Consider the following 19,282-nt stretch of genomic DNA (forward strand, 5'->3'; position numbering starts at 1 on the left):
GTCCGTAGATTGCCGGCCGAGCCGCTTCCGGAGGGGGATTCACCTCGTGTTCCTGCTTGCCACGCCGACACCGTCGCCGACGCAGACGCCGACGGCGTCGTTCGACCCTGCTTCAGTGGTCAACGACATCAGCAAGGCATGCGAGAGCGACACGATCTTCTGCCAGGGCCTTCGTGACTTCCTGCCTGGTGGGGCGTGGGCTCCCATCCTCGCCAGCGTCATCACGATCGTCCTCATCCTCGTGCTCGCCGTGGTGGTGAGGAATCTCACCCACCGGCTCATCACGCGCGTCGTGAACCGGGCGACCGCCAGCGCCGCCATCACCGGTCGCCTGCGCAGGGGGCAGGCGACCGACGGCATCGACGCCCTGCTCAACGAGCGGCGCAAGCAGCGCGCCGAGACCATGGGCTCGGTCCTGCGCCACGTCGCCTCGATCGTCATCATGGGCACCGCGATCCTGACCGTGCTCGACCGGCTGACGATCCCCATCGCGCCGCTGCTGACCAGCGTCGGCATCCTGGGCATCGCCATCGGTTTCGGCGCCCAGGAGCTCGTCAAGGACTTCATCGCCGGCATGTTCATGCTGATGGAGGACCAGTACGGCGTCGGCGACGTCATCGACGCGGGCGCCGCCATCGGCACCGTCGAGGCGGTCACGCTGCGCGTCACCAGGCTGCGCGACGCCGACGGCCGCGTCTGGTACATCCGCAACGGCACCATCACCCGCGTCGGCAACGAGTCGCAGGGCTGGTCGCGCGCCTACGTCGATGTCCCGGTGGCCTACGACGCCGACGTCCCCGCCGTCCGCGACCTGCTCAAGCGGGTGGCCGACGAGCTGTGGGACGAGCCCGAGTACCGCGAGAGCGTGATCGTGGAGGAGCCGGCCGTCTACGGCATCGAGCAGATCTCCGACACCTCGGTCATCTTCCGCGTCTCGGCCAAGACGCTTCCGTCCAGGCAGGCCGAGGTGGCGCGCGAGCTCCGGATGCGCGTCAAGGCCGCGCTCGACGGGGCGGGAATCGCGCTGGCCGCGTGAGCGCTTACCTAGGAGAAACGTGGCCGGCAGACTGCCGCGCGTCTGTTCGCAGCTGGGCGCCGTATCGGCAGTCCATCGGCCACGTTTCTCGTGAGTGTCGAAGGGAGCGGTCAACGTCCCTGACGTGACGGCGGGAGGCGAAGTCCCGCTGGAGAAGCGTGGGAGGACGGGCGGTCAGCGGTGACCGCGGTGGCCGTGATCGTGCATGCCGTAGAGAATGGATAGCCTGAGATCGTGACCGAGGGTTCGTTTTATGAGGCCGTGGGCGGCGAGGAAACCTTCCGCCGGCTGGTCCACCGCTTCTACGAGGGTGTCGCCGAGGACGCTCTGCTGCGCCCGCTCTACCCCGAGGAAGACCTCACCGCGGCCGAGGACCGGCTGCGCGGGTTCCTCGTCCAGTACTGGGGCGGTCCGAGGACCTACAGCGAGCAGCGCGGCCACCCCCGCCTGCGCATGCGGCACGTGCCGTTCGTCATCGGCGAGGCCGAGCGCGACGCGTGGCTCAAGCACATGCACGACGCCGTGCAGGAGCTGTCGCTGCCGGAGGAGCTGGAGAACCGCCTCTGGGACTATCTGGTGATGGCAGCGCAGAGCCTGGTGAACTCACCCGCATAACGGGCATGACACGCCCCATGGACATCCCCTGGTGGCGTGATGCCGTCGTCTACGAAATCTACGTACGCAGCTTCGCCGACGCCTCGGGAGACGGCGTCGGCGATCTGGTCGGGGTCAGGGAACGCCTGCCGTACCTCTCAGAGCTGGGCGTCGACGCGATCTGGCTGACCCCCTTCTACCCCTCCCCGATGGCCGACGGCGGGTACGACGTGGCGGACTACCGCGGCGTGGACCCGCTGTTCGGCACGCTGGCCGACTTCGAGGCCCTGGTGGCCGACGCGCACACCATGGGCATCAGGGTGCTGATCGACGTCGTCCCCAACCACAGCTCCTCGCTGCATCCGTGGTTCCAGGCCGCGCTGGCGGGCGAGGGACGCGACCGCTACATCTTCCGCGACCGGCCGAACAACTGGCAGTCCACCTTCGGCGGTCCCGCCTGGACACAGGCGGCCGACGGCCAGTGGTACCTGCACCTGTTCGCGCCCCAGCAGCCCGACTTCAACTGGCGCAACCGCGAGGTGCACGAGGAGTTCCTCGACGTGCTGCGCTTCTGGCTGGACCGGGGCGTCGACGGGTTCCGCATCGACGTGGCGATGGGCCTGTACAAGGCGGAGGGCCTGCCCGACGTGGGCGACCAGTCGTTCACCTCGACCTCGCCGGTCTGGGGCAGGCCCGAGGTGCACGACGTCTACCGAGAGTGGCGCAAGCTGCTCGACTCCTACCCCGGCGAGCGGATGGCCGTCGGCGAGGTATGGACCGACAGCGCCGCCGACCTGGCGCTCTACGTGCGGCCCGACGAGCTGCACCAGAGCTTCAACTTCGCCTGGCTGCAGGCGCCGTGGTCGCCGACGGCGTTCAGGAAGGTCATCGACGACACCCTCGCGACCGTCCCGTTCGCGACGTGGGTGCTGTCCAACCACGATGTCGTACGGCACCGCACCCGTTACGACACCGCCGACCCCGGAACCGGACTCTCCAGGGCAAAGGCCGCATTGCTCGTCATGCTCGCGCTGCCCGGGTCGGCATATCTCTACCAGGGGGAAGAACTCGGCCTCCCCGAGGTGAAAGAAATTCCACCCGACGCGCGGCAGGACCCGATCTTCTTCCAGTCGGAGGGAAAGCTCCCGGGCCGCGACGGATGCCGGGTGCCGATCCCGTGGTCGGGCACCGCCTCGCCGTACGGGTTCTCGCCGGACGGGGTGGCCGCCTGGCTGCCCCAGCCGCAGGCGTTCGGCGAACTGAGCGTCCAGGCGCAGACCGGCGACAGCGACTCGACGCTGGAGTTCTACCGCAGGGCCCTGGCCTGCCGCCGCGACCTGACGCGGTCGATCCCCTACGAGCTCGAATGGCTCGACGCCTCCGAAGGGGCGCTGTTCTTCACCCGCGGACAGCTCACCTGCGTGATCAACTGCGGCACCGACCCGGTACGGCTGCCGCCACACGATCACGTCATCCTGTCGAGCGCCACCCTCACCGGCGACATGCTGCCACCCGACACCGCGGCCTGGCTGCACACCACCTGACCGAAGAACGGCCGGCCCCCTCAGGCCGGCCACCGGCCGATCGCCCGGGGCTCGCCGCCAACCCGCCTGATGCCGCCAGAACCCGAGATCCCGGCGCCCTTCCAGGTCCCCCAGGGGGACGCGGCGCCCCTCAGGAGAGGTGGTGGCGTCCTTGGAGCGGGGGCGCGGCGCTCCTCGGATGAGGCGGCATCCCCAGGCCGGGCACGGCGCTCCTGAGTGGGTGCGATGCGACGCCTCCCAACTGGTGTGGCGTCCCTCAGATGAGGTGTGACGCCCTCTTGTTCCGAGAGCGACACACCTCGACGCCGTGCCGCGAGTGCCGCCTCAGGGCGTGGTGAAACGCCGGAGATAGGCCAGCTCGTCCTGCCGCAACCGGCGCGGTGCCGCGTTCTCCACGTCGTAGGCGACGATCACCGACCGGGCCCGCACATACACCTCGTCCTCGTCCCGGATCTCGTAGTCGAGAGTGAACCGTACCGGCCTGATCTCCGTCACCCACGTCTCCACCAGCACCGGGTCGGCCCGGAACGACAGCGGACGCAGATAGTCGATCTCGTGCCTGGCCACCACCAAGCCGCTGAACGTCTCCCCGCCCTCCTTGTGCACGTCGATGGCCAGCATCCCGAACCGCGCGTCCTCGAGATAGTCGAGGAAACGGACGTTGTTCACGTGCCCCTGCGAATCGATGTCCGCGAAACGGACTGTCCGGGGGAAGACGTGCTTGCTTGCGTGCGCGAGGGATCGTTCAACCACGCCCACACCGTATAGGTCCGCCGCTCATGCCCCGACATCGGGCGGCCGTACCCCGGCCACCGGATCGAGCCGCCTGATCAGCACCACCGCCGCCTCGATCACCTGCCGCGCCTCCTCCTCGGTGTCACAGATCGCCACCTCCCTCGCCGCCTCCCCGATCACCGAGGTCAGCACCGCGACCGTGAGCCTGTCGATCGGCTCGGCGCCCGCGCCGAGCAGCACCGCGTTCTGCCGCAGCCACTGCCTTCCCCTGGTACGGCGCAGCAGCTCGAAACCCGGCGGCCCGTCGCCGTCCATGAACAGCCTGACCAGGTCGCGCCGATCCCACGCCCCCTCCAGATAGGCGCGTGAGCCGGTGACGAGCAGGTCGACGGGGTCGTCCACGCCGGCCTGCTTCGCCTTGGCGACGCTGGAGGCCGACGCCTGCTCCTGGGCGACCTGGTGGTCCTCCCACAGCGCCGTGAACAGCTCGGCCTTACCGCCGAAGTGGTGATAGAGGCTGCCCACGCTCGAGCCCGCCCTGGTGACCACGTCGGCGACGTTCGCTTCGGCGAACCCGTGCTCGCCGAACACCTCTCGGGCCGCCTGCAGCATGACCTTGCGCGTCTGCGCGGTGCGGCTCCACTCCCACGCGCTGGAGGACTTGCGTGCCATGAGCACCATGCTAGGAAGGATCGGTCTTCAGGCGCCGCACGACGTGGGAATGCCCGGCGGCGAGGAGTTGCGGGGTCGAGGTCCGGTCCGGCCGACCGTCCCTGCGCATCCCACCATGACGCTGCTGACCCGCCTACGGCCGGAAGAGACCAGAGGTGGTCACGGCGGACAGCCGAGGTGGTCACGGTGGTTGGATTCAGGGGTGGTCACGGCCCGGACGAGGCCCGAAGCTCTCACCGTGGCAGAGGCCATGGTGGTCACGGTGGGACGAGGCCAGGGATGGCCACGGTGCCGCGTAACGGCGGTCGGCCCGCGCGCCCGATGGCCGTCTCCCTGGACAGGCGGCGGCCGGCGACGGCGGGTGGGCGTGGGAGGGCGTGCCGTACGGGCCGGAGGGCGAGCAGCACCGCACCCCCGCCGGGCCCGTGCGGAAACCCCAGACGTCAGGGGCGGCCGGGGACGAACGAAGCCCCCTCCGGGAGCACCGATGTGTCGCGGAGGGGGCTGCCGTCTGGCCGCTGGATCAGTCGCGGTGGAGCTTGCGGTAGGTGACGCGGTGCGGGCGGGCCGCATCGGCACCGAGGCGCTCGATCTTGTTCTTCTCGTAGTCGGCGAAGTTGCCCTCGAACCAGAACCAGTTGGAACCCTCTTCCCACGCCAGGATGTGCGTGGCGATGCGGTCGAGGAACCACCGGTCGTGGGAGGTGATCACCGCGCAGCCCGGGAAGTCGAGCAGCGCGTTCTCCAGGCTGGACAGGGTCTCGGTGTCGAGGTCGTTGGTCGGCTCGTCGAGCAGCAGCACGTTGCCGCCCTGCTTGAGGGTGAGCGCGAGGTTGAGCCTGTTGCGCTCGCCGCCCGACAGGACGCCGGCCTTCTTCTGCTGGTCCGGCCCCTTGAAGCCGAACGCGGCGATGTAGGCGCGCGACGGCATCTCGACGTTTCCGACCTTGATGTGGTCGAGACCGTCGGAGACGACCTCCCACACGTTCTTGTTCGCGTCGATGCCGCCACGGCTCTGGTCGGCGTAGGAGATCTTGACCGTGTCGCCGACGGTGATGGAGCCGGTGTCGGGCGTCTCGCTGCTGGTGATCATCCGGAACAGCGTGGTCTTGCCGACACCGTTGGGGCCGATGATGCCGACGATGCCGTTACGCGGCAGGTCGAAGGTCAGGCCCTCCATCAGCAGGCGGTCGCCGAAGCCCTTGGTGAGCTCGTCGGCCTTGATCACCGTGGTGCCCAGACGCGGGCCCGGCGGGATCTGGATCTCCTCGAAGTCGAGCTTGCGGTACTTGTCCGCCTCGGCGGCCATCTCCTCGTAGCGCTGGAGACGGGCCTTGCTCTTGGTCTGGCGGGCCTTGGGGTTGGAGCGGACCCACTCCAGCTCGTCCTCCAGGCGCTTCTTGCGCTTGGCGTCCTTCTGCCCCTCGACCTTCAGCCGCTGGGCCTTGGCCTCGAGGTAGGTGGAGTAGTTGCCCTCGTAGGGGTAGGTGCGGCCACGGTCGAGCTCAAGGATCCAGGTGGCGACGTTGTCGAGGAAGTAGCGGTCGTGGGTGACGGCCAGCACGGTGCCCGCGTACTTCTCCAGGTGCTGCTCCAGCCACTGCACGCTCTCAGCGTCGAGGTGGTTGGTGGGCTCGTCGAGCAGCAGCAGGTCGGGCGCCTCGAGAAGCAGCTTGCACAGCGCCACCCGGCGACGCTCACCACCGGACAGCTTCGTCACGTCGGCGTCCGGCGGCGGGCAGCGCAGGGCGTCCATCGCCTGCTCAAGCTGGGAGTCGAGGTCCCACGCGTTGCGGTGCTCGAGCTGGTCCTGGAGCTTGCCCATCTCCTCCAGCAGCTCGTCGCTGTAGTCGGTGGCCATCTGCTCGGCGATCTCGTTGTAGCGGTGGAGCATCGCCATCGTCTCGGCGACGCCCTCCTGCACGTTGCCGAGGACGGTCTTGGACTCGTTGAGCGGCGGCTCCTGCTGGAGCATGCCGACGGTGAAGCCGGGCATGAGCTTGGCGTCGCCGTTGGACGGCTGCTCCAGGCCGGCCATCATCCGGAGCAGCGTCGACTTACCGGTGCCGTTCGGGCCCAGCACGCCGATCTTGGCTCCGGGCAGGAACGACAGGGTGACGTCGTCGAGGACAACCTTGTCGCCGTGCGCCTTGCGCACGCGCTGCATCGTGTAGATGTACTCCGGCATGCCTTCTAGCTTAGGGCGTGCGCGAACCGGCTTCCGCCGTACTGGCTGGGCGATCTCCGTGCAATCGTACGGCGGGCACGTCGCCTGGCCGGCTAACCGTTCAGCCACGCGCCGACGAGGCGCTCGACGCGAACGCTGGCCCAGGCCCAGACCTCCGCCGGCGAGTACCCCAGACCGGCCGCGACCGCCAGACCTGCGCAGACGACCATCACGAGCAGGAAAAGCCCCGAGAAGGATCCGGAAGTCCTGGGCAGTGTGGGCCATTCGTCCGTCAACCGCCGCCGGGACGCCTCCGACTGCCGCTGCCACGACCACTCCTGCTCCTGCCGACGCGATCGATACGCGGCCTCTTCCAGGTGGTCGTCGTAGTACATGTCCCTCCCCTGTCGTGGTCGGCGTGACATCTGTTAGATGCCGACATAACCGAGAGAGTTCATGTGATTACGTGGAGTGCTCACTTGTTCGGGTGTGCCGGAACCGGCCACCGCCCGCGGGCCGCCACCCGCACGCGAAAGTCCCTGCGGACCGGGAATCGTCACCAGCGGGTCAGCCTGCGACTCCGGGAAACTCCGGGTTCTGAGGCCAGTCCGCGAAACCCTTGCACCACCCACCCGTGACCCCGTGGCGTCGAATCAGCCTGCCGACCCCAGGAACGGTAGGCGGCGGGGTCGACCGACAGGCCCCGAGCATTCGATCCGGCCGCTGACCCCGGACCTTGTGCCGGCCGATGGCACTCAACGGATCAGGCTGCGGGAGGTGGGTCCATGAGGGTGGTCGGCGGGGGGTCGATGAGGGTGGGCGGCGAGTCCACGGGAGCGGACGGCGGCGCCGGCTGCACGGCAGGGATGCAGATGCGGTCGCGGCCCAGTTCCTTGGCCCGGTACAGCGCCAGGTCGGCGGCGGCGAGCAGTTCGATCAGGTCGTCGCCGTGGATGCTCATGATGGCGACACCCGCCGAGATCGTCACGGTGATCAAGGCGTCGTCGACGGGTACGGCCATGCGGCCGATCCTGCTGCGCAGCCGCTCGGCCACTCTGCGGGCCTCGGTGATGTCGGCGCGCGGCAGCAGGACCACGAACTCCTCGCCGCCGAATCTGCCCACCACGTCGTAGTCACGCAGCTGACTCCGGAGTGTCGCCGCCACCCCGATCAGCACCTGGTCGCCGACCAGATGGCCATGCTTGTCGTTCACGCGCTTGAAGTGGTCGATGTCGATGATGAGGAGGGCCAGCGTCTCTCCGGTACGGCGGGCCCTCACGATCTCGGTGTCGGCCTCCCGCTGCCACGCCGCCGCGTTGAGCAGCCCCGTCTTGGGGTCGGTACGGGCCGCGGCCTGGAGCTGGGCGTGGAGGAGGCTGCGTTGCAGCAGGACGACAGGTGGCAGCGCGAGCGCCAGCAGCGCCAGGTTGAGCGCGCACGCGATCGCCACGATCACACCGAGGCACAGCTCGACGATGTCGAGGATGGCGCTCTCCCTGTCCCACAGCACGTCGCGCCAGCGGGTGTCGGGGTCGGCGGTGTGGGCGGCGATCGCGATGAGCGTGGTGTTGAGCACGGCGAACAGCACCGCACATCCCACCGCCAGCATGATCGGCACACCCGCGCCCTTGGACAGCACCGCCATGTCGGGCACCAGGGTGTGGAAGACCACCGAAGCGGCGCCACCTGCCAGGCCGATGGCCGCCGAGCTGAAGACCCTCCGATAGAGCACCGTCGCCCTGACCCGAAGCTGCATGAGCATCTGCAGCAGGATCGGCGCCAGCAGCGCGTAGATCGGGGGAAGCAGCAGCGCGACGGGCAGCCACCACGCCGACAGCAGGTCGCGGGAGACGCCCGCGGGCATGCCGAGGCGTCGCGTCGCCTCGATGCACACCGCGCCGCACCCCATCAGCGCGGCGAACATCAGGACGTCCGACCAGCGATAGGGGCCGGAAACCGCGAAGAACGCGATGGCCACGAGATCGAGCGCGACGATCCCGCAGAGGTAGGCAACGAGGGGCCGACGCTGCGCCAGCAACGGCCACCGGCCTGCGAGTGTGGACACACTGTCACGAGGCTTGATCGAGGTGTGACTGGTCGCTGCCATCTCGCCCCCTCTCCGACTAACGATGTGTAACACAATAGTTGCGGAGTGTGCGTCGCGCGACGGGAACCGCTACCTTGGGCAAGGTGGCCATCTGCGTCTGGTGGCCCGGGAATGGAACCGCTCACTCCGCGGGCGGGCCGTGCTGGAAAGGAGCAGCCATGGTGCGGGGCGTGACCTGGACCTGACAGATGCTCTAGCCATCTGACACGGAACACCATCGGCCAACCCCTCTCAGCGGCTCGCACTGCGACTCGCGACGCCACTGAACGGCCGGTGCCCCCCTCCACCTCCCGACATCCTCTCTGCGTACGGCTACGCCCACCGCGACCTCGGTTTCGCCGTGCACGTCCCGAAATCCGCGAGTATGGCCGCGAGTCCGCCCCCGCTGCAGCTCTCACGGTTTGCTCGGCTTCGGCCCGTAAGTCCTGGATCACCTTCCTCTCTCGTCGGCATCCCGCAACTGCGCATTGCGGCAGATATCAGGAGAGCCCGTCCAAGCCCCACGGCGACGTCAGCGCTCATGACAGCGACGCAACGGGAGTGACGGCCTGCCCGCGGCAGCGCCGGTCGACCTGCTCCCCTCGTCTGTGGTCCCGAACCGTAGCGGCCACGAACAGCCCATCGGCGAAAACCGCGCCGAGTCCCGGCGTTCGTATCCATCCGCAGAACCCCGAAAGTTCGCACCACCCGTAAACCCCCGGGCCCGCAGAACCGCCAGGAACCGGGCCCGCAGAACCGCCAGGAATTCGCATCATCCGCAGAACCCCGTGCGCTCCTATCCCCACACAGAACGCCCGGCAGCTCATCCGCACGCAGGACGCCGGGATTCGAATCCATCCGCGCAACGCACCGCACCGCCAGCCATCTCCACCCTCATCCGACGGGGCCGTCACTCGAGGGCCTCAACGGCTTCGGCCCCAGTCGGACTGCGGATTCGGCCGGACTGCGGATTCAGCCGGGCCGTGGATTCGACCGGGCCGTGGATTCGGCCGGGTGTGGATTCGGGTCGGACTGCGGTGCGGTGAAGGGTGTCAGGCCCGAGGCGCACTCGGGCCTGACACATGAGGCCGGATGGATGGTCAGGCGGCCTTGGCGCGGCGGGTGCGGCCCGTCGGCGCTTGGGGGGCGTCATGAGGGTTCAGGAGGCGCACCTTCCCCGCCCCGGCGGGGTGGCCCTCGCCCGGATCCGTACCGGGCTCCTCCGACGGCGAGTCGTCGCCCTCCCCCGGCGTGAGCGTCGTCGTGTCCCCATCGGTCGAGGCGACGGCCGAACCGGGCCTGCGCCCGGCCCCCCGTGCGGATCCGGCCCCGGAGCCGGAATCAGCGCCGGTCCTGGAGCCCGCCTCGGACCCTGACTCGGGCAGGGCGTCTGGTGCGGAGCCCGATCGGAAGCCGGCCTCGAATGCGGACTGCGAGCCCGACCCAGAGCCGAACCCGAACCCGGAATCGACAGACTCAGCCCTGGAGACGGAATCCGGTCCGGAGACCGGCTCTGCGGTGATGCCTGCGCCGGTCTCGGCGAAGGCGGGACCCAGGCCAAGGCCAAGGCCAGAGGCAGCACCAGGACCAGCAGCAGGGGCGAAAGGCCAGCCCGCCACGTCGTCCCGCGCCGTCTGCTCCGCCTGCCGCGCGGAGGTCTCCTCCACGTGCCGCGCGGAGGTCTCCTCCGCGTCCCGCGAGGCAGCGGGCCGCCCGTGGAGCGCGCGGGCGGTCGCCGATCCCGACATCGCCCAGTCCTGCGTGGACTCGTCGAGGCTCTCCCTCGTCTCCCTGCTCAGCGTGCCGATGCCGCCCGAGCGTTCGGGCTTGGAGAAGGCGCCGACGCCCCAGCGCAGGTCGTGGCCGATCGAGCTGGCCTCGATCTCGGGCATGAACCTGCGGTCGCCCTCGGGCCCGAACTCCCTGATGCGCAGCTTGCCGCACACCACGACGGGATGCCCCACCTGGAAGGACTGGGCCACGTTGTCGCCGAGAGTGCGCCAGCAACGGACCGCGAAGAACACGGTGTCGCCGTCGGACCACTCCTGGGTCTTCCTGTCGAAGAAGCGATGCCTCGTCGCCACCCTGAGCGAGGTCACCCGCGCCCCGTCGGCGAAGGCGTGCTGGCGGGGCGGGGCTGCGACATTGCCGGTGAGCGTGATGTAGATGTCGTTCATCGTGCCTCCCGTGGAGCGGGCCGGGTGCCCGCTGCTTGGGGACACGGTGTCGCGCGGGAGTGGGTGGCCGGCCGGCCGAGCGTGGTTCTGGGGACGAAGGCGCCGGGGCGCGACGCCGCTGTGGACAACGGAGCGGCGGGACCCTCGAAACACCACCACGAACCCGGTCGCTATCGATGCCTGTTGACGGCCGCGGCGACGAGCTTGGCCGCCCGATCGGCGGTGGCGTAGCCGGGCCGCCGGGCCGAGACGTTGATGACCACCACGACGTTCGACAGCCGGAAGGAGATGTAGCTCTGGTAGACCGGGAGCCCGTAGGGGCTCCGCCGGGTATAGCTCAACGCCTCGTCGCCGACGTCCGGCCCCTTGCGGAGCTTGGTCCCCGGGTTCCGCTTCGGCTCGTCCTTCATCTGCTCGACCATCTGCTTGTGGTAGAGGCCGGCCGCCGAGGCGCTCGGCAGGCGGAACGCCGTGATGTGCAGGTTGGCGCCGTCCGCCTTGCTCCAGCTGCAGGAGGAGTCGCTCCAGAACTGGCGCTTCGTCGCACCGCCGAACAATGAGCGCGTCTGGTTGCTGTTCAGCAGGTCGCACGCCTCGAAGTCGCGAGCGATCAGCGGGGTGGCCGCCGCCGTCGGGAGGAACTTCGGCACGGCGGCGTAGGTGACAGGTGGCGCGAGCGCGTAGCCGAGGATCCGGATCACGTTCGGGAACAGGTAGGGCACGATCACCACGCCCACCACCACGGTCATCACCAGCGCGAGCGCGGCACCGATGAGGACCCTGCTGCGCAGGCGTCGAGACGGGCGTCCCGGCGCGGTCCGCCTGCGGCGCAGGGCCGGGCTGGTCGTGGTGTCGTCCCGCGAGAGGGCCTCCAGCCAGCCGGCCGCCTCGTCGGCGGAGCAGCGGCCTGCGGGGTCCTTCTCCAGGATCGCGGCCAGCACGGGTGCGAGCGGGCCGGCCAGCCGGAAGGGCGCGGGCTCCTGCATCAGCACGGCGGCCAGCACGGCGGCCTGGTTCGGGCCGGCGAACGGCGCCACGCCCTCCACCGCCGTGAAGAGCGTGGCGCCGAGCGACCACAGGTCGGCGAGCGGGCCGTCGACCTCGCCGCGCAGGCGCTCGGGGGCGATGTAGCCAGGCGAGCCGGTCAGCATCCCGGTCTGCGTGATCCCGGTGTCCCCGGCGATGGTGGCGATCCCGAAGTCGGTCAGCAGCACCCGTCCGTCGTCGGTGAGCAGGACGTTGGCGGGTTTGACGTCTCGGTGCAGGATGCCCGCCGCGTGCGCGGCCGCGAGGGCGTCGAGCATGCGCAGGCCGATCGCGGCGACTCGTTGCGGCGGCAGGGGGCCGTCGTCGCGTACGGCCCGCTCGAGAGAGCGGCCGTGGACCAGCTCCATGACGATCCACGGGCGTCCGTCGTCGAGGACCACGTCGTGCACCGTGACGATGGACGGATGGGAACGCAGCGTCGCGGCGGCGCGCGCCTCGCGCAGCGTGCGTTCGCCCAGCTCGGCCCGCGACGCCTCGTCGAGGTCCGATGGGAGCCTGACCTCCTTGACGGCCACCTCCTGCCGGAGCAGCTCGTCCATCGCCCGCCATACCGTGCCCATGCCACCCTGGCCGAGCTGCGACAACAGCCGATAGCGGCCCGCGACCAGCGTCACCGTGCCCTTCCCGCCGTCATGGACTTCGCGACCATCCGTCGCCCCCTGTCGATATCCGGCTGAGCACGGGCACATCAGATGTTAAGGGAACTGATCGTGGGCGTCAGTGAATACTGATCAAAAACGGCCGGGGCGTTCGAGCATCCGGAGGATGGGGCAGCCGGGAACCTCAGCCCGACAGTGCCTTCATCGCCGTGTAGAACTCGTGGTGGCGGGCCAGCTCCCGCTCCACGGGCTCCACCACCATGGTCTCCGCGATGCCCGCGACCCGCCTGCGCATCTCCCGCTCCAGCCGGTCTCGCTCGTTCGCCGCCCCGAGCGCCACGAAGTTCCTGGACGCCATCGCGGACAGCGCCCCCAGTCCCAGCACCGAAGCGGTCATCAACCCCACCCACGGCAGCGTCGCCGCGTCACCGAACAGCGCGAACGGCTCGGGCAGCCGACCGGCGGAGAACACGCCGTACGCCAGCGCCACTCCCGTCCACGCCAGCCCCGCGACGAAGGCGACGACGAGCAGGTACTGCCACAGCCGCAGCAACCGCCACCACACCGGCACCTTGTCCAGCTGCGGCGCGACCTCCGACAGCTCGTCGGACAACGCCTCGGGCAGCTGCGCCGCGCGCGACCTGGCCGCGTGGTGCACGGCCGAACGCCACACGTCGTTCATCCCGACGGTGAGGCCGTCGCTCAGCGCCTGGACGGCGTTGTCGACCTCGGCCGCCTGGGCGCTGACCGACCCTCCGGCCAGCGAGCGGATCTCCTCGCGCAGGTCGCCGAGCTTGAGCGTCTTGAGCGGGTCGCCGCCGAAGGCCGCGCCGATCCGGGCGAACGGCCACGAGATCCAGGAGGCCGAGCGGGTGGCGTAGACGCTCTCCATGGCCTCGCCGACCGCCGGAACGCCCACCGCGTCGCAGAGCGCGTCGGTCAGCCCGACGCGGCGGGCCGCGTCCACGGTGGAGGGCGCCGACAGGGCCGCGCCGACCGGCATGGCCTGGCTGAGGCGGCGTTCGACACGGTCGACGTCCGCGTCGATGCGCTGGATGGCGGCCCTGCGCTTGGAGACGGCGTCGGCGATGACGCCCTTGAGGCTGTCGATGCCGCGGCCCGTGACCGCCGAGGTGGGGACCACCGACGGATGGTTGACGCCTTCGCGACGCAGCAGGTCGTTGAGGTCGATGACCAGCTCGGCCACCTCCTCGGTGGACAGCCGGTCCGACTGGTTGAGCGCGAACACGGTGACCGCCTCGTGCCCGGCCAGCTCGGTGACGTAGCGGCGGTGGGTGGAGGCGTCAGCGTACTTCTGCGGGTCGAGCACCCACACCACCATGTCGGCGAGCCCGATCAGCCGGTCGGCCTCAGGATCGGTGAGGGCTCTGATGGAGTCGTGGTCGGGCAGGTCCAGCAGGACCAGGCCGTGCAGCTGGCTCTCGCCCCTGTCGAGCGCGCTCGCCCTGGCGAAGCGGTGCCGCCACTGGATCTGCAGCCAGTCGAGCAGCGGTGCCGCGCCTTCCTGTCCCCAGACGCAGGCATGGGTGCGGGCGGTGGTCGGACGGCGCACGCCCGTGGGCGACAGTTCGAGCCCCGAGATCGCGTTGAACAGCGAGGACTTACCGCTGCCCGTGCCACCGGCCAGGGCGACCACCGTGTGGTCGGACGACAGCTTGAGCCGTTCGCCAGCCCTGGTGAGCAGGTGGACGGCGTCGGCCAGCAGCGTGGCGTCGAGACGCCCCTGCCCCAGCTCCACGACCTTGGACAGCGCGGCCAGCCTGGCTCCCAGGCCGGGCTTGGTGGTGGAGTAGATGCTCATCGTGCGACCTCGAGGTTGTACGTGGCCTGGTAGAGGCGGGTCGCGGCGGCCTCGTCCGGGATGCCGGCGGCGTCGAGCGCCCGCACGTACCGCATGGCCTCCTCGTCGAACAGCATGACGATCCTGGCGCGCAGGTCGCTGAGCGCCTTGGTGCTGATGCTGCGCAGCGCCTCGGCGCCCAGCAGGCTCCTGAGCAGCTTCTGGGGCAGCTCGTCGGCGCTGAACAGGCCCACCATGAAGATCAGCGCGAACGACTCGGCGCCGAGCGAGACGACCTTGGCCGACCGTTTGGTCACGCCGTCGGTGCGCAGCAGCTCGGTGACGTGGTCCTGCCAGGCGGCGACCGCCCGGCCGGTACGGCGGGCCAGGTCGTCCGAGGGCCGGTCGAGGCCCGCGCCCAGCTCCGTACGGCGCCGCCACCGCGCGCCCACCTCGTCGGCCGCCGCATGCGCGGCGGAGGTGATGAGCGACTCGATCGCGGTGCGGAGAGCGGCGCGGAAGGCGGTGATCCGCTCGGTCGGAACCGGTTTGCCCTTCTTGCGGAAGCTGCGGGTCAGGTCACCGGAGCCGGCGAAGTCCTGCCACCTGGCGCGTGCCTCGCCGCGCATGAGGCTGCCGTCGCGCACGGCGTTGTCGATGTGCGCGAGCGCGTCCGAGTAGGCGACGTCGACGTCGGTGCGCAGCTCGCCGCGGAAGGCCACCTGGCTCTCCAGGTGTCTGGCCAGCGCCGGCACCCGGGTGCGGAAGCTGTTGAGGACGCCGTTCAGCGTCTCCTGGACGGCCTGCGCCCGCCGTTCCTCGTCCACCGACAGCTCGGCCAGCCACAGCCGCAACTCGGTCATGTCGCCGTGGGGCAGCCTGCCGTCGGTGACGGCCGACTCCTCGATGACGAACCGCTCGACGTCGCCCAGGCCGTACTCGGTGAGCATCCGGACGAAGTGCTTGAGCACCACGTCCTTGGTCTTGGGCTGCACGCGCGAGAGCACGATCGCGATCCTGGCGGCGCGCTCCTTGGCCAGGCGCAGCAGGTTCCACGCGGGGGCGTCGGCGTAGCGGGCGGCGGTGGTGACGAAGACCCACAGGTCGGCGGCGTCGAGCATGCGGCGCGCGATCTCGTGGTGCTCCTCGACGACGGAGTCGATGTCGGGGGTGTCGAGCAGCGCGACGCCCTGGGGCAGCCGTTCGGTGGTGACCAGCACGAGGCTGTCGGGCGCGGCCTCCCTGCTCTGCCGCTCGATGCGCTGCAGGCCCGCGAGCAGCTCGCCGTCGGCGAACCAGCCCTCGTCGTCGGGGTGGCAGGCGAGCACGGGGATGCCGGTGGTGGGACGGCGCACGCCGGTCCGGCTGACGTTCTTCTCGGCGAGGGTGTTGACCAGCGTGGACTTGCCCGCCCCGGTGGAGCCGGCGACGACGATGAGGGCGGGCGCGGTGCTCATCCGCACCCTCGGCAGCACGTAGTCATGCAGCTGCGTGAGGATCTCGGTCTGCGCCTTGCGCGCCTCCTCGGCGCCCGGCAGGTCGAGCCCGAACCTGAGGCCGGCGACGGCGTCCCTGAGCGCGTCCAGGGCGGCGGTGAGCGCCTGCGCGGCGGCGTCGGGCAGATCCTCCTCGACGACCCTCCCGACGGCCTCGTCCTCTTCCACTGCGGTGCCGTCACCGAGGGCAGGCTCGTCATCGAGTACGGCAGAGCCGTCGCCGATGGCCAACTCGTCGTCGGCCATGGAACCGGCCTCGGTGTCGCTCTCGACCACGAACTCGTCGTCGGCCACGGACGCGACCTCGGCCATGAGCTCGAACTCGGCCATGGGTTCGGGATCGGCCGCAGCGTCGGTGTCGGTCACGGCCTCGGGACCGGCCCCGGCTTCAGGGTCGGTTACGGCCTCGAACTCGGTCACAGCCTCGGGATCGGTGACGACCTCGAAGTCGGCCTCCGTCACCGAATCGGTTTCGGTCAGGGGCTCGGCGTCGGACGCCGGCTCAGCCTCGACCGTCGACTCGGCCTCGGTCGTTGAATCATCCGCGATCTCGTCGGTGGTGACGGCCTGGGAGGCGGCGGTCCCGCGCTCGTCGAGCGTCTCGTCAGCGGCAGGCGTCTCGCTGACGGCTTGGTCGTCGGCAGCCACCTTTTCGGCGGAGTTCTCGTCCCAGAAAGCACCGTCGGCGACCACCTCGCCGAGGGGAGTATCGCCAGCGGGCGTCTCCCCGGCGATCGTCTCACCGAAGGGACTGTCACCGGCGAACACCTCACTGAAAGGGCCCTCACCGGGGAGCACCTCGCCGACGGGGTTGTCGCCGACGGGTGTGTCGCCGGCGGGAGTCGCAGCGGCAGGGGTCTCGCCGGCGGGTATCGCGCTCGTGGCGACCACGCCGATGGCAGGAACGTCGTCAGCCGTGGCCTCGCCGCTGGCGGGCGTCTCGAGGCTGGCACCCTCACCGGTGGCCATTGCCGCGGCGGCGGCTTCGTCAGAGGCGGTCGCTCCGGCGGCAGCCTCCCCCGTGTCCACCGCATCGGGAGCGGCGAGGGGGGCCTCGGCCGGAACCAGGCCGGTAGCCAAGGCGGCCCCAGCGGGCGTCCCTTCGGCGGCGGCCGAGTCGGCGGCCGTGGACTCCTCGCCGGAGACTGCCTCAATGGCGGGCTCGCCGACAGCTGGTGCCCCGGTGGCGACCTCGGCAAGCCGCCACTCGGCGACGGCCAGGTCAGCCGACGGGGACTCGGCGGGCTCGCCGACAGCTGGTGCCCTGGTGGCGACCTCGGCAAGCCGCCACTCGGCGATGCCCGGGTCAGCAGACGGGGACTCGGCGGGGTACTCGGTGGTGGTCGGGTCTGCGGCGCCAGGCCCCACGACGCGGGCGGCACGACGGTCCTCCGCGGAGCCGGATTCCTCCTGGAGCTCGGACGCGGCGGGATCGGGCTCAGACCCTGGACCGAACGCCCGCGGCCGGGCCCGAAACGCGTCGAACTCCATGGGGTGCGCCGACTCACCCAGGCGCGAAGCCGCACGCGATGCCGGGGGCGCAACCGGGTGCGGTCCCGGCTGTGATCCCGGGCCCGAAGCCGTAAGCGATTCCGGGTGCGCAGCCGGGGGTGATCCCGGGCCCGAAGCCGTAAGCGATTCCGGGTGCGCAGCCGGAGGTGATCCCGGACGCGATGCCGGACGCGATGCCGGATGTGAGGCCGGGCGGGACGGGCTGAAGGCGTCGAAGCCGTCGGAGATCGGTGCCAGCTTGTCGAAGGCGGGCTCGGCGTCCAGGGTGGCGTGGTCGTCCGCCCGGGGCAGGTCGTGCCGGGCGGGACGGGCGAAGGCGAAGAAGGTCTCCCCCGCCGCGTTCTCGTGGTCGTCGGCGGCCGACGCGTCATGGACGTCCGGCGGGGAGGGCGGCGGCGACGCCCCGTTCGCCTGCCGTATGTCCGCCTGGTCGTCGGCCGCGCGGTCGGGACCGTCGTCGTCCCTGATCGCGCGGAAGTTGAGGGTCTGCTCCCCCAGAGACTCGGGGGCGTCACCAGCCGATCTCACGGCACGCGCTCCGCTCGAACCATCTCGACCTCCTGGCCGATCCGCACGACGTCGCCCACGATGACGATCGCCGGTGGCCGGATCTTGGCCGCTGCCACCCGGTCGGCCACGGTGGAAAGCGTGGCCGTGACGGCCCGCTGGGTCGGAAGAGTACCGTCCTGTACCACCATTACGGGAGTTTCCGGCGAACGTCCGTCGCGGATGAGTGTTTCCGCGATGGAAGCGATACGTTCGACGGCCATCATGAGCACCAGAGTGCCTGACGAGCGGGCCAGTCCGGGCCAGTCGACGGTGGACTGCGGGTGGTCGGGCGCCACGTGCACCGAGATCACGTGGAACTCCTGGCTCACCCCTCGATGCGTGACGGGCACGCCGGCCGCGGCGGGCACCGCGACGGCGCTGGTGATGCCGGGCACCACGGTCACCGGGATGCCGGCGCGGGCGCAGGCGAGCATCTCCTCGCCGCCCCTACCGAAGACGTAGGGGTCGCCGCCCTTGAGCCGGACGACGAACCTGCCCTCGCGGGCGTGCGAGATCAGCAGCTCGTTGATCTTCTCCTGGGAGAGCGACCTGCCGTAGGGCACCTTGGCCGCGTCGACCAGCTCGACGTCGGGAGCCAGCTCGTCGAGCAGGGCCCGCGGCGCGAGCCGGTCGGCCACGACCACGTCGGCCTGGGCGAGCAGCTGGCGTCCGCGTACGGTGATCAGCCCGGGGTCGCCGGGCCCGCCGCCGACCAGCGCGACGCCGACCGGTTTGGTGCGGTTGCGGCGCGCGTCGACGGTGCCGTCGCGCAGGGCGCTGACGACGGCGTCCCTGATGCCCGCGGCCCTGCGGGGGTCGCCGCCCGCGGTGATCGCGATGGAGATCTCGTCGACCTTGCCGCTGGCGGGTGTCCACGCGGCGGAGGCGTCCTTGTCGTCGGCGCGCACGCACCAGATCCGCTTGGCCTCGGCCTCGGCGGCGATGGCCGTGTTGACCGCCCTGTCGCTGGTGCAGGCCTGGACGAGCCAGGCACCGTCGCAGTCGCCCACCTGGTACGGCCTGGCCTCCCAGGTGACGCGCCCCGCGGCGATGAGGTCGTCGAGGGCGGGGGTGACGCTGGTCGACACGATGGTGATGTCGGCGCCCGCCTCGAGCAGTGCGGGAACGCGTCGCTGGGCGACCCGCCCGCCGCCCACGACGAGCACCCGGCGACCCGAGAGGCGCAGGCCGAGAAGGTAGGGGCTCATGTCGGCGGATCTCCCGTTCGCGAGGATTGGTATGTCAGGAGGCAAACCTACCGGGTCCG

Annotated in this window: 13 protein-coding genes; 3 read left to right on the plus strand and 10 right to left on the minus strand. The window is 70.5% G+C overall.

Features of this window, described 5'->3' with window-relative positions:
• The first annotated feature begins 46 nt into the window (after window positions 1–46).
• From ABZX22_RS29950 to ABZX22_RS29960, 3 genes are all read left to right on the plus strand, one after another.
• Entirely contained in the window at window positions 47–1,036 is a 990-nt protein-coding gene (locus ABZX22_RS29950; protein ID WP_354915021.1) for a mechanosensitive ion channel family protein, read from the plus strand.
• Between the two features lie 231 nt (window positions 1,037–1,267).
• Complete coding sequence (locus tag ABZX22_RS29955; protein WP_354915198.1) at window positions 1,268–1,651, plus strand: globin; 384 nt, start codon at window positions 1,268–1,270, stop codon at window positions 1,649–1,651.
• 5 nt (window positions 1,652–1,656) lie between these two features.
• Complete coding sequence (locus tag ABZX22_RS29960; protein WP_354915024.1) at window positions 1,657–3,174, plus strand: glycoside hydrolase family 13 protein; 1,518 nt, start codon at window positions 1,657–1,659, stop codon at window positions 3,172–3,174.
• A gap of 324 nt (window positions 3,175–3,498) precedes the next feature.
• On the opposite strand, the gene ABZX22_RS29965 is transcribed toward ABZX22_RS29960, so the two are convergent.
• The 10 genes from ABZX22_RS29965 to cobA form a co-directional block, all read right to left on the minus strand.
• Entirely contained in the window at window positions 3,499–3,927 is a 429-nt protein-coding gene (locus ABZX22_RS29965) for a thioesterase family protein (protein ID WP_354915027.1), read from the minus strand.
• Between the two features lie 24 nt (window positions 3,928–3,951).
• Window positions 3,952–4,581 (minus strand): TetR/AcrR family transcriptional regulator, encoded by a 630-nt coding sequence (locus ABZX22_RS29970; protein WP_354915030.1) that lies wholly within the window; start codon window positions 4,579–4,581, stop codon window positions 3,952–3,954.
• Window positions 4,582–5,104: 523 nt separating this feature from the next.
• A complete protein-coding gene (ettA, locus tag ABZX22_RS29975; protein WP_354915033.1) occupies window positions 5,105–6,769 on the minus strand; it encodes an energy-dependent translational throttle protein EttA in 1,665 nt (554 codons plus the stop codon).
• 92 nt (window positions 6,770–6,861) lie between these two features.
• Window positions 6,862–7,143, minus strand: coding sequence for a hypothetical protein (locus ABZX22_RS29980; protein WP_354915036.1), 282 nt, complete (start codon window positions 7,141–7,143; stop codon window positions 6,862–6,864).
• Window positions 7,144–7,511: 368 nt separating this feature from the next.
• Entirely contained in the window at window positions 7,512–8,813 is a 1,302-nt protein-coding gene (locus ABZX22_RS29985; RefSeq protein ID WP_354915039.1) for a GGDEF domain-containing protein, read from the minus strand.
• Between the two features lie 1,121 nt (window positions 8,814–9,934).
• Window positions 9,935–11,011, minus strand: a complete 1,077-nt coding sequence (locus ABZX22_RS29990) for a single-stranded DNA-binding protein (protein WP_354915042.1) — start codon at window positions 11,009–11,011, stop codon at window positions 9,935–9,937.
• 170 nt (window positions 11,012–11,181) lie between these two features.
• Window positions 11,182–12,672 (minus strand): serine/threonine-protein kinase, encoded by a 1,491-nt coding sequence (locus ABZX22_RS29995; RefSeq protein ID WP_354915045.1) that lies wholly within the window; start codon window positions 12,670–12,672, stop codon window positions 11,182–11,184.
• A 169-nt stretch (window positions 12,673–12,841) separates the two neighbouring features.
• Window positions 12,842–14,479, minus strand: a complete 1,638-nt coding sequence (locus tag ABZX22_RS30000; protein WP_354915048.1) for an ABC transporter — start codon at window positions 14,477–14,479, stop codon at window positions 12,842–12,844.
• A complete protein-coding gene (locus tag ABZX22_RS30005) occupies window positions 14,476–17,445 on the minus strand; it encodes a dynamin family protein (protein WP_354915051.1) in 2,970 nt (989 codons plus the stop codon). Before ABZX22_RS30005 ends, ABZX22_RS30000 begins: the two co-directional genes overlap by 4 nt.
• A gap of 545 nt (window positions 17,446–17,990) precedes the next feature.
• Window positions 17,991–19,223 (minus strand): uroporphyrinogen-III C-methyltransferase, encoded by a 1,233-nt coding sequence (gene cobA, locus ABZX22_RS30010; RefSeq protein ID WP_354915054.1) that lies wholly within the window; start codon window positions 19,221–19,223, stop codon window positions 17,991–17,993.
• Window positions 19,224–19,282 lie beyond the last annotated feature (59 nt).

It is taken from the genome of Nonomuraea sp. NPDC003804 (genome assembly GCF_040610675.1).
Lineage (GTDB): Bacteria > Actinomycetota > Actinomycetes > Streptosporangiales > Streptosporangiaceae > Nonomuraea.

Coding starts and splice junctions, on each gene's coding strand:
- ABZX22_RS29960 (WP_354915024.1), top strand. CDS start 1,657: ATGACACGCCCCATGGACATCCCCTGGTGGCGTGATGCCGTCGTCTAC.
- ABZX22_RS29970 (WP_354915030.1), bottom strand. CDS start 4,581: ATGGCACGCAAGTCCTCCAGCGCGTGGGAGTGGAGCCGCACCGCGCAG.
- ettA (WP_354915033.1), bottom strand. CDS start 6,769: ATGCCGGAGTACATCTACACGATGCAGCGCGTGCGCAAGGCGCACGGC.
- ABZX22_RS29980 (WP_354915036.1), bottom strand. CDS start 7,143: ATGTACTACGACGACCACCTGGAAGAGGCCGCGTATCGATCGCGTCGG.
- ABZX22_RS29990 (WP_354915042.1), bottom strand. CDS start 11,011: ATGAACGACATCTACATCACGCTCACCGGCAATGTCGCAGCCCCGCCC.
- ABZX22_RS30000 (WP_354915048.1), bottom strand. CDS start 14,479: ATGAGCATCTACTCCACCACCAAGCCCGGCCTGGGAGCCAGGCTGGCC.
- ABZX22_RS30005 (WP_354915051.1), bottom strand. CDS start 17,445: ATGGAGTTCGACGCGTTTCGGGCCCGGCCGCGGGCGTTCGGTCCAGGG.
- cobA (WP_354915054.1), bottom strand. CDS start 19,223: ATGAGCCCCTACCTTCTCGGCCTGCGCCTCTCGGGTCGCCGGGTGCTC.